This is a genomic window from Anoxybacillus sp. MB8 (genome assembly GCF_011006755.1).
Classification (GTDB): domain Bacteria; phylum Bacillota; class Bacilli; order Bacillales; family Anoxybacillaceae; genus Anoxybacillus; species Anoxybacillus gonensis.
In genome coordinates, this window is sequence record NZ_RXXX01000170.1 from 1 (window position 1) to 315 (window position 315).

At 69.8% G+C, this 315-nt stretch carries 1 pseudogene; it reads right to left on the reverse strand.

Annotation, left to right across the window (positions count from 1 at the left end):
* A pseudogene (locus EKC99_RS15735) lies at positions 1–315 on the reverse strand (porphobilinogen synthase); the annotation flags it as partial.

Below are 315 nucleotides of genomic sequence, written 5' to 3' on the forward strand. Positions count from 1 at the left end.
CGTCCAGGTACGGCATGCCGGGCTTGACCATGACCATGTCGGCACCCTCGGCCAGGTCCTGGGCGACTTCGCGCAGGGCCTCATCGGTGTTGGCGGGGTCCATCTGGTAGACGTTCTTGTCGGCCTTGCCCAGCGCGCCGCGCGTGCCCACGGCATCGCGGAACGGGCCGTAGAAGGCGCTGGCGTACTTGGCGCTGTAGGCCATGATGCGGGTGTGGATGTGGCCGTGGGCCTCCAGCGCCTCGCGGATGGCGCCGATGCGGCCGTCCATCATGTCGCTGGGCGCCACCATGTCCACGCCGGCCTCGGCATGGG